Origin of the sequence: Wohlfahrtiimonas larvae (assembly GCF_002006755.1) — a bacterium.
In the GTDB taxonomy this organism is placed as follows: Bacteria; Pseudomonadota; Gammaproteobacteria; order Cardiobacteriales; family Wohlfahrtiimonadaceae; genus Wohlfahrtiimonas; species Wohlfahrtiimonas larvae.
In genome coordinates this window covers 1-8,444 of sequence record NZ_MVDO01000096.1, presented here as the reverse complement: position 1 = coordinate 8,444, position 8,444 = coordinate 1, and the positions used below count along the sequence as shown (strand labels likewise).

8 protein-coding genes are annotated in these 8,444 nt (G+C 34.4%); 7 read left to right on the top strand and 1 reads right to left on the bottom strand.

The features are described from left to right. The 6 genes from BZK14_RS06060 to BZK14_RS06035 all read left to right on the top strand — a co-directional run. Positions 1 to 1,239, top strand: a 1,239-nt coding sequence (locus tag BZK14_RS06060) for an AMP-binding protein (protein ID WP_143691380.1), incomplete at its 5' end; no start/stop codon positions are given. 3 nt (positions 1,240 to 1,242) lie between these two features. Then, positions 1,243 to 2,448, top strand: coding sequence for a lysophospholipid transporter LplT (gene lplT / locus BZK14_RS06055; protein ID WP_077925655.1), 1,206 nt, complete (start codon positions 1,243 to 1,245; stop codon positions 2,446 to 2,448). A gap of 48 nt (positions 2,449 to 2,496) precedes the next feature. Further along, on the top strand, positions 2,497 to 4,836 hold the full coding sequence (locus tag BZK14_RS06050) for an AsmA family protein (RefSeq protein ID WP_077925654.1): 2,340 nt from the start codon (positions 2,497 to 2,499) through the stop codon (positions 4,834 to 4,836). A gap of 8 nt (positions 4,837 to 4,844) precedes the next feature. Beyond that, positions 4,845 to 5,429 (top strand): DUF922 domain-containing protein, encoded by a 585-nt coding sequence (locus tag BZK14_RS06045; RefSeq protein WP_077925653.1) that lies wholly within the window; start codon positions 4,845 to 4,847, stop codon positions 5,427 to 5,429. Positions 5,430 to 5,524: 95 nt separating this feature from the next. After that, on the top strand, positions 5,525 to 5,881 hold the full coding sequence (locus BZK14_RS06040; RefSeq protein WP_077925656.1) for a type IV pilus modification PilV family protein: 357 nt from the start codon (positions 5,525 to 5,527) through the stop codon (positions 5,879 to 5,881). Between the two features lie 28 nt (positions 5,882 to 5,909). After that, positions 5,910 to 6,569 (top strand): hypothetical protein, encoded by a 660-nt coding sequence (locus BZK14_RS06035; RefSeq protein WP_216350016.1) that lies wholly within the window; start codon positions 5,910 to 5,912, stop codon positions 6,567 to 6,569. A gap of 119 nt (positions 6,570 to 6,688) precedes the next feature. On the opposite strand, the gene BZK14_RS06030 is transcribed toward BZK14_RS06035, so the two are convergent. Then, positions 6,689 to 7,633, bottom strand: a complete 945-nt coding sequence (locus tag BZK14_RS06030; RefSeq protein WP_077925652.1) for a glycosyltransferase family 2 protein — start codon at positions 7,631 to 7,633, stop codon at positions 6,689 to 6,691. A 59-nt stretch (positions 7,634 to 7,692) separates the two neighbouring features. On the opposite strand from BZK14_RS06030, the gene BZK14_RS06025 reads away from it, so the two are divergent. Further along, a partial coding sequence (locus tag BZK14_RS06025) for a glucosyltransferase domain-containing protein (protein ID WP_143691379.1) occupies positions 7,693 to 8,444 on the top strand: 752 nt, incomplete at its 3' end.

Sequence of the window (8,444 nt, the reverse complement as noted above, 5' to 3'; positions counted from 1 at the left end):
ATTACAGCGGCTGAGGTTAAAACAATTATTACTTCTCGTATTTTCTTGGAAAAAGGCAAATTAAATTATTTAGTGGAAGCATTCCCTGAAATTAACTGGGTATATGCAGAAGATTTACGTAAGCAAATCACAAATGAAGATAAGTTATGGGTATTGAAAGCTAAGTTCATGCCTAAAAAATATTTACCTAAACCTAACCCTGATGATGAGGCTGTTGTGTTGTTTACATCGGGTTCAGAAGGTAAGCCAAAAGGTGTTGTGCATACTAATCGTTCTTTATTAACTAATGTAGAGCAATTATGTACAGTGGCAGATTTTACAACGAAAGATGTCTTTATGACGCCTTTACCAATATTTCATGCATTTGGTTTAACAGCCGGCGTTATTTTACCTTTGCGTGCAGGTTGTAAAACATTTTTATATCCATCCCCATTACATTATCGCGTGATTCCAGAGATTGTTTATGATATTCAGGCAACTGTATTATTTGGTACATCAACGTTCTTACAAAATTATGCTAAATATGCCAATCCATATGACTTTGCAACACTTCGTTATACCGTTGCAGGTGCAGAGCGTTTATCAGAATCTGTGCGTGATCTTTGGATGGATAAGTTTGGCATTCGAATTTTGGAAGGTTATGGTGCAACAGAATGTTCACCGGTTGTTTCTATCAATGTGCCAATGAGTTATCGTGAGCATAGTATCGGTCGCATTTTACCTGGAATGGATTATGAATTAGAAATAATTGAGGGGATTACAGAGGGCGGTAAATTAATAGTGAAAGGTAACAATGTGATGAAAGGTTATTTATTCTATGATCGCCCAGGGCAATTGGTACCTTCAGAATACAGTGGTGAAAATGGTTGGTACGATACTGGTGATGTCGTAGCGATTGATCAAGATGGTTATATGGCAATTAAAGGACGCGTGAAACGCTTTGCAAAAATTGCAGGTGAAATGGTGACATTGGAAACCACAGAACGTCTATTCAAAGCAGTTTATCCTGAACATGATCATGCGGCGGTTGTTCGTAAAGATGACAGTAAGGGTGAAGCAATTGTCTTGTTCACAACTCAAAAAGAGAGCGTGCGTAGCGATATTTCTGCCATGGCAAAGTCATTGGGTATGCCAGAATTAGCGGTGGCAAGAGATGTAAGGGTTTTATCAGAAATTCCATTGTTAGGATCGGGTAAAATTGACTATGTGACTTTAACTAAAATGGCACAGGAAATGTAATTCATGAATAGAGAGCCATCAGATAAATTATTCAATAAAGGTGTGATCAGTGTTGTTAATGCGCAGTTCTTCTCAGCATTAGCTGATAACGCACTCTTCTTCGCTTTATTGGAACTTTTAGATAAATTAGGTGCATTGAAAGAAAGTACCTATTTATTGCAAGCATGCTTTTTAATTTCATACATTTTATTGGCGCCAGTTGTGGGGTTATTTGCTGATAATCAACCTAAATCGCGTGTATTAATGATCGGTAATGGTATGAAATTATTAGGTGTTGCATTATTGTTTATTGGTGCAAGCCCATTCATATGTTATGCCATTGTGGGGATTGGTGCGGCTGTTTATTCACCAGCTAAATTTGGTATTTTAGGTGAATTAGTGACGACGCGTTTATTGGTTAAAGTCAATGGGATGGTCGAAGGCTCTACAATTTTTGCTATTTTATTAGGTGCGTATTTAGGCGGATTATTGGCAGAAAACAATGTTGTGATGGCATTTTTATTCACGGGTGTTATGTATGCTGTTGCTGTAATTTTCAATCTTTTTATTCCTAAAATACCGGCAATTCGTAAAGATAACTTCGCGCCTAAAGCACTATTGAAAAGTTTTGGTAGTATTTTGGTTAAATTAGCATGTGATCGACAGGCTCGCTTTGCTATTTTGGGTACAAGCTTATTTTGGGGAGCAGCGGCAACATTGCGCCTATTACTGAATGATTGGGTGCGCGTTGTCTTAGATGGTGGAACAGAAATGGTTGCAATGTTGAGCGCGATTGTCAGCATAGGTATTGTATTCGGTGCATTGATCGCATCATTGTTTATCACTATCAAAAATCTCAAATTATGCTTATGGGCCGGTTTGGCCATGGGACTTATTGCAATGATTTTTTCATTCCAGACTAATATTTATAGCGTTTATTGTTTTTTAATTTTAATAGGTGCTTGTGGCGGTATTTTTGTCATCCCAATGAATGCATTGTTGCAAGAGCGTGGCAAGTTATTTGACAGTGCAGGAACAGCGGTTGCTGTACAGAATTTTTCTGAAAATCTAGTCATGATTGTTATGATGCTAATCTTTGGTGTATTAGCCTATTATGAGGTTTCTATTATTATTTTGATGATCTGTTTTGGTGGTTTTTTCTGTCTTGGGGTTTTAGGACTTTTTTATCATATTGGTAAACGAAACGTATTAGATACAGCACAAGATTAAAAACTATTGTATTCTAAAGCTTAATGATTGAATCTATCGGATATCGCCATGAAAAAATTAATTAAAGTTTTTGTTTATTTGATTCTCACGGTTGTTGTCATTATTGCTTTAGCAATTGGTGGGATTGTGATGTTCATTAACCCTAATCAATTCAAGCCGCAAATTACTGAGTTGGTGCAGAAAAATGCCAATGTTATTTTAACAATAGAGGGTGATATTGAATGGACTTTTTATCCGTGGTTAGGTTTAAAAGTACAAAATATTTCTGTAGCAAGCCCTAATACTCCGACTGTGCCCTTGGCGGATATTAAACTTGCTCAGGCGTCGATTTTACTTAAAAGCTTGTTTAATCGAGAACTCAACATTAATGATGTTGTTTTAGATGGCTTATCTGTGACACTACTTAAGGATGCTAATGGGAATAGCAATTGGGTATTGCCTGAAAACAGTCAAGAGGTAATAAATCAGGTTGAATCACAAGATGATCAATCAACAAGCGCTTCATCTAAAAAAGCACCAAGTTTATATGTGAAAAGTATTAATGTTAAAGATGCAAATTTTGTTTACAAAGATGCAGTACAAAATCAGGCATTGGCATTGAAAAATTTAAATATCACAACAGGTGAGGTGATGTTGAATCAGCCAATATCAGTATCACTGAATAGTAGTTATTTGCTGTTTAACCCAAAAGTGGAAGGTAATATAGATTTCTCTTCAGTTGTTAACTTCAATGTCGAGCAAAAACATTTACAGTTGCGTGATTTAAAACTCAAGAATAATATCAAAATGGATGATGTTCAGTTGTTAACAGAGTTATCCACAGTTTTAGATCTGGATCTGAAGACTCAATTACTACAACTTTCTAATTTATCACTTCAAAACCAAGGTGAAATTCAGGATTTTGCCATCAATAATTTGCAAGTCAAAGGTATCGTTAAGGCTGATTTAACAAAAGAGTTAGTCAATATTGATCAACTAGAACTATCGATGGGGGATCTAGCATTGATGGGCAATGTGATGGCTGAAAAATATTCGGGCGATCAATTGAGTTTTGTGAGTAATATTGCAACCAATACTTTTAATTTAAAAGCTTTGTTGAATCAATTGAAGATCGAATTACCACAATTTGAATCAAAAACTGCATTGCAAAAAGCATCAGTCAAATTATCTGTGAAAGGTAATTTGCAAAATATTGATGTGAACCCAATTGAGATTGCGTTTGATGATACTAAAGTTAATGGTTCAGGTGCTATTGTTTTAGGTAAAGTGCCAACGATCGCCATTGCATTAAAAGGTGATCGCTTAGTTGTGAATCACTATTTGCCACCTAAAAAACAGGGAGTTAGTTCAAACCAGAAAACGGCACAAGCACATCCTAAGACAAAAGCACCAACGAATCCTGAGGTGATTCCTACATTGCCTAAAGATATTAATATTATTGCAGATATTCAATGGGAGCAATTGACACTCGATCAGTTGCAACTTGCTAATAACAGAGTCAAAGGATCGTTGAAAAATGGTGATGCTGTGTTAGATCAATTGTCTACTAATATATATGGTGGCAGTTTATCTTTTAGTGGGGCACTGAAAGGGCAGAAAACACCAAAATTAAACTTCAACGGTAAAATTCAGAAAATTAATTTAACTCAAGTACTGCCTCAAATTTCCTTAAAAGATTATATTAATAATGAGTTTATATTATCTCGTTTAAATCAAAACCATAAAAATATTAATATTGAAGGTATGTTGAATGCCCAATTTAGTTTGACAACTTCGGGGCGTTTACAGAATCAAGTGATCGCGAACTTGAATGGCGATGCTAACTTTGATTTAGCGCAAGGCCGCGTAAATAATTTGAATTATGAGAAGTTAATGTGCCAAGGTATTGCTTTGTTGAATCAGAAAAATTTGACAGGTACATTTAATAGGACTTACACAGATTTCCAAAAGCTTTCGGGTAAAATCATCATCAGAAATGGTGTTGTGACTAATGATCCTTTCCAAATGTTAGTACCAGGATTGGCTGTTAATGGTAAAGGTGATATTAATTTGAATCGAATGACGATTAATTATGGCTTAAATGCAGTGTTAACAGGTGATCATTCTATTAATTCAGATCCTGCTTGTCAGATTAATGAGCGTTTTCAAGGTATCCCAATTCCTTTAATTTGTGAAGGATCTTTAGAAAAGACTGATGGATTATGTCGTTTAGATTCTGATCAATTGGGTAAAGTCATTGCAAATTTAGCAACCAATGCCGTCAAAGAGAAAGCACAAAAAGAGCTGGATAAACAGAAGGAAAAGATTCAAGATAAGTTGGATGGTGAAATTGAAAAACAGCTGAAGAAAAATCCAGCAGTAAAAGGGTTGTTGAAGAATTTATTATAGTAACTGGAATGCGTAAATTTTTACTTGTGGTTTTTGTGGCATTTTCATCGCCTTTTACTTATAGCGTTACGATTGACTTAATGCAAGAGTATTATGATGTTGTACCCTTAGACGTCGACAATATTCGCATCTCAATGATGCATGCATCACATTTAAGTGATGTTTCAAATGCTCATCATACTATTGGTAATTATATAGCATCTACAACGGTTGATAGGATGGTTTTAGTTCATGAACAAGGACAATGTCATGCATCTGTTTTTGAGATGAAATTGAATGGGACAATGACATTACCTCGTTTAGCAATGGGAAATTACCCTTTAAAACTTCGTCAAGCTTTTGAAGATGAATTGAATATGCTTGAACAGCATGAAAAAACGCATGAAAGGATATGGCAGACAGCTTTAGAGGCATTTGAGAATGATATTCAGCAATTGATTGTGCCGGACAATCAAAATTGTGATCAGTTCATTAATGAGATTAATCAAAAAATGATTAAAGTATTGGATGATATTGGGTTAGAAAATCTAAAATTTGATTGTATTTCCTATGGGAAACATCTCAATTTTACACAATGCAATGAGAATTATTGAGAAATGATGATAGTAAATTTTAGGGTGTATTAGTTATTCAATATGACAATTTTTTGGTAGAATAGAGAGATATGCCGAGATCATTAGAGGGTAAAATGACAATAAAACAACAAAAAGGTTCATTTCTACTAGAGTTTTTAATTGCTTTGGGAATTTTTTCTATTGCAATTGTGGGTTTAGTAAAATTACAAAATCGAGCAACAGCCGATTTAAGTGATTTAGGTTCAGATATGGCCATTCCTATTTTAATTGATGATTTTACAGCGCGTATTAATATTGCTCCTAATAATGTTATTGATAATCGTTCTTGGAATGAATTAAAAGTAACTGCAAATGTTATGATGAAAGATATTGAAAAAGGTGAGGATAAAAATACAATTAGGATTATTGATATGATTGACCCATCGAAAAAAAATGATTACACGGTAGTAATTGATCTGAATGGCATTTAATTTTAAAATTAAATAAAGAACTATGACAATGAAATTATTAAAAAAATTTGAAGACGGTTTTATCTTATTTATTACGCTGATGATGTTAATCGTTTTTGCTATTTTAGGTATCGGATTGTATCAGCAAACGGCCTCATCAACTGTGAGTGTTCAATACGTGACATTTAAACAAGAAGCTGAAGATTTAGCCATGTTAGCATTGAATAAATTAGAAGCTAATTTGAATAATCCGGCTCAATATAAGCAAAGAAGCGTTTGTACATCTGTGCTTAATGACCAAGGTGAATCTGTATTGGTTAATAAAGAAGATTTATGTGATCCAATTTCCGATAAGACAATTAATGATGCTTTAACTGAATTGAGAGAAACAGGTGGTTTGAGAGGTGGGACTGAAAATAAACCTGGTTGGGAGAATCTGATTGATGATGATTTTAAAGGTGCTTTTTCAGGGGATGGTAATGTGTTTTTTATAACACAACAATTAGGTCAGGATAAAGAATGTAAAAGTAGAAACTGTTATTTGCTATATAGAATTACCATTATTGCACAGGTTTTAGATGCATATAGTGTAATTAGCGCAATTTCAGCAGTGCCTGCAAATGGGCAGGGGCCAAATCCACCTGAGGTAACAACTCTGCCTCCAACAACACCAGCAATATGGCCTATACCAACTATAACAGATTTTTAATTATTACATTTCGAATTATACCTTTGTTTTAAATGAAAAAAAACCAATAGGCTTATTAATAAATACTTATTTGGGTTTTTATAAATTTAAGCAAATATTAATCTTTTGTAATATGAAAATTATGGAGTATTAGGGCCCATCGTAATAGTTTGTATTAAATAATTAGGGCGCTTTTTGACTTCAATATGTATTTTATCGATATATTCACCCACAATGCCAATGGCTAATAATTGTATGCCACCAATGAAAAGGATTAAGCAAATGATGGTTGGGTAGCCAGGGATCGGATTACCAAAAAATAAAGTCGTACAAATGATATATATCATATATAAAAGTGATAACAGTGCAGTAAAAATACCGATCGCGGATGCGATGCGTAGAGGAATGATGGAATATGACAATATGCCATTGAAAGCTAAAGAGAATAAGTTGGGCCACCGCCATTTACTTGTGCCAGCAAATCTAGGTTGTGCAGTATAAGGAATCGCCTTTTTACGATAACCAATCCACGTGAACATACCTGTAGTATATCTTTGGGTTTCAGTCATTTTTTGTAAAGCAGTAATGCATACACGATCAAGTAAACGAAAATCCCCTGATCCTTGTAAAACGGTGTGTTTGGAGATTTTATTCAGAACCTTATAGTAGATGCGAGATGTATATATTCTGACGAATGATTCTTGTTGGCGGGCAATTCTTTGACCATAGACATCATGGTATCCTTGTTCCCATTCAGCTATCATCTGAGGAATTAGTTCAGGTGGGTGTTGTAGATCTGCATCCATAATGATAATGGCATCGCCTTCTGCATGATCAAAGGCAGCAGTTAAGGCGATATCCTTGCCAAAGTTTCTAGAAAAATCTATGTATTGCACACGATTGTCGGATGATTGCAATGTGTGAATAATTTCGAGCGATGAGTCTGTGCTACCATCGTTGATGAATAATAGTTTGAATTGATAACTTTCTTGTAAAGGTGCGATAATAGTCAAAATCTCAGTATAGAGTCTTGTGATATTATCTTCTTCATTGTAAATGGGAAAGCAAAGTGTAATCAGTTTCATAAACACCTCACAGTGTGAATATAAAGATAAATAACAGTTAAAGAAAAGGTAAAAAGAGAGTGAGTCATATAGAACGTATTATTAAGCAAAATTTTATTTATTTTGTGATAGCAGCATTATTCATCACTTTATGCTATTTGTCACTATTGCGATTGGATGATTTTTATTTTGCGGATGACCATTATCGCAAAAATTATGGCACAACAGGTTATACAGTTTTTTCTCGATACACAGCTGAATTATTGTCAGTTATTTTTACAATACCAGAATGGCATGCCTATGATTATACTCCGCTAGAGCAGGTTTTAGCGATTTTTGTGATGGCGTTTTCAGGTTTGATTTTAAATAGTTTATTTATTGAAAAAATTACTGTTTTTAGTGCAATTATTTCTGCATTCGTTGGGATGTCCCCCTTCTTTTATGGGAATCTTCTATTCTCTTATGGCTCATTTTCAATGAGCGTTTCTGTCTTGTTCTCGATTTTCCCATTTTTATTTTATAGATCTCATAGGGTATTTTTCATAATTTCTATTATTGGTGTTTTGGGTACTTTAACAACCTATCAGTCTGCAAGTGGCGTTTATTGGGTTGTTGTGATTATGCTTACAGCTAAGAACTATTTTTATGATCAAATCAATATTAAAAGATGTGTTAAATTATTTTGTATTGCGACTTTAGCTTATATCATTGCAGTGGCAATTTTCCGATTTTGCATTTATACCCCTAGGTTTTCTCATATATCCAATGAGGCCTTAGCATTGCCTGAATTGTTCAATGGTGTCATTAGAAATATTAAAAAATATTTAGTATT

Coding starts and splice junctions, on each gene's coding strand:
- lplT (WP_077925655.1), top strand. CDS start 1,243: ATGAATAGAGAGCCATCAGATAAATTATTCAATAAAGGTGTGATCAGT.
- BZK14_RS06050 (WP_077925654.1), top strand. CDS start 2,497: ATGAAAAAATTAATTAAAGTTTTTGTTTATTTGATTCTCACGGTTGTT.
- BZK14_RS06045 (WP_077925653.1), top strand. CDS start 4,845: ATGCGTAAATTTTTACTTGTGGTTTTTGTGGCATTTTCATCGCCTTTT.
- BZK14_RS06040 (WP_077925656.1), top strand. CDS start 5,525: ATGACAATAAAACAACAAAAAGGTTCATTTCTACTAGAGTTTTTAATT.
- BZK14_RS06035 (WP_216350016.1), top strand. CDS start 5,910: ATGAAATTATTAAAAAAATTTGAAGACGGTTTTATCTTATTTATTACG.
- BZK14_RS06030 (WP_077925652.1), bottom strand. CDS start 7,633: ATGAAACTGATTACACTTTGCTTTCCCATTTACAATGAAGAAGATAAT.